The 1678-nt window shown below is 78.1% G+C and carries 2 protein-coding genes; both read left to right on the plus strand.

Going from position 1 to position 1678, the window contains the following annotated elements:
• Nucleotides 1–1474 (plus strand): sugar transferase (locus tag HCN52_RS24245; protein WP_168090557.1); only part of this gene is annotated, 1474 nt, incomplete at its 5' end.
• Between the two features lies 1 nt (nt 1475).
• A partial coding sequence (locus HCN52_RS25005; protein ID WP_209314949.1) for a hypothetical protein occupies nt 1476–1678 on the plus strand: 203 nt, incomplete at its 3' end.

Here is a 1678-nt window from a genome sequence, read left to right on the forward strand (position 1 = left end):
CCACCGCGCCGACCCGGTCGCGTCGGTCGCTGCCGCGGTCGCCGAGACACCCGCGCCCCGGGTCCGCAGGCCGCGGCGGCACAGCCTCACCGCCGCCCTGGTCGCCGTCGACACCGCCACCGCGGCCGCCGTCGCGCTCCCGCTCCTCGGAGCCACCCCGGCGACGCTCCGGCTGGTGCTCGTCGCGCTGCTCGTCATGGTCGTCCTGCACCTCCGCGCCGGCCTCCACCGCATCGGCCCGTTCGCCGGCGCGCTCGACGACCTCCCGCGCCTCGCCGCGCAGAGCGCCGTCGGCTGGTGCGTGGCGCAGACGGCGCTGGTCGCGACCGGGGCGCCGCCGGTGCCGCTGGTCCCGTTCCTCGTGCTCGTCGCCCTGTACCCGCCGGTGGCCTGTGCCGCCCGCGCGGCCGTTCGCGGCGCCCGGCGGCGGGCCCACCGGCTCCGCCCACGCGCCGCGGTCGTCATCTCCCGCGGCGCCGGCGGTGGTGCCCTCGCCGGCGTGCTGGCCGACCACCCGGAGTACGGGATGCGGCCGGTCGCGGTCGTGGTGCCGCCGACCCGCCGGGACGACCCGGCACCGGAGCCGTCGCGGGGAGGCCCGGGGGCGACGGCGACCCCCGGGGACCCGCCGCGGCTGTCGGGCGGCGACCTCGGAGCGGTCGCCACGCTCCTCGACGGGGAGCGGGTGCTGGACGCGTTCGTCGTCCGCGGACCGGGCGAGGCGGCGGACCCGGACCTGGTGGAGCTCTGCCACCGGATGGGCTGCACCGTCTGGGTCGTCGAGGTCGGACCCGGACTCAGCGGCACCGCGGCAGCGGGCCCTTCGGCCGCCGCCGACCACCTCTGGGGGTTCGCCTGCCGCCGGCTCGACGCGCCCGCCGCGACCCCCGGCACCGCCGCCCGGATCGCCAAACGCGCCCTCGACGTCGCCGGCGCCGGCGTGCTGCTGCTGGCCGCCGCCCCGCTGCTGCTGGGATGCGCCCTGGCCGTGCGGCTCGCGGACGGCCCCGGGGTCCTCTTCCGCCAGGAGCGGATCGGGCAGGGCGGACGCCCCTTCGTGATCCTGAAGTTCCGCACCCTGCGCCCCACCGACGACACCGAGTCCGCCACCCGCTGGAACGTCGCCGGCGACCGCCGCATGAGCCGCGTCGGCACCACGCTGCGGCGCACCTCGCTCGACGAGCTCCCGCAACTGTGGAACGTGCTGCGGGGCGACATGAGCCTCGTCGGGCCGCGCCCCGAACGCCCGCACTTCGTCTCGGAGTTCAGCCGCAGCCACCCCGGTTATGCCCGACGCCACCGGATGCCGGCCGGTCTGACCGGGCTCGCGCAGGTCAGCGGCTTGCGCGGGGACACCTCCATCGAGGAGCGCGCACGGTTCGACAACCACTACATCGACACCTGGTCGCTCTGGCAGGACGTCTCCATCATGCTGCGCACCAGCGTCGGCTGTTTCCGGTGCGGAGGCAGCTGACATGACCCGCCTCCCCCGTCTCCCCCGGGCCGGACGCGTCACCGCCCCGGCGAAGCCCGCGGCGACGATGACCGGCACCGTCGTCATCGACCGGCCGGCGGTCGGTGCGGTCGCCGCCGAGGCCGAACCGGCCGGTGCCGGCGGTGCCTCCGCCGGCGGTACCTCTGCCGGTGCTGCCGGTGCCGGCGGCCCGGCCCCGCGGGC

The sequence above is a fragment of the Streptomyces bohaiensis genome (assembly GCF_012033785.1).
GTDB lineage: Bacteria > Actinomycetota > Actinomycetes > Streptomycetales > Streptomycetaceae > Streptomyces > Streptomyces bohaiensis.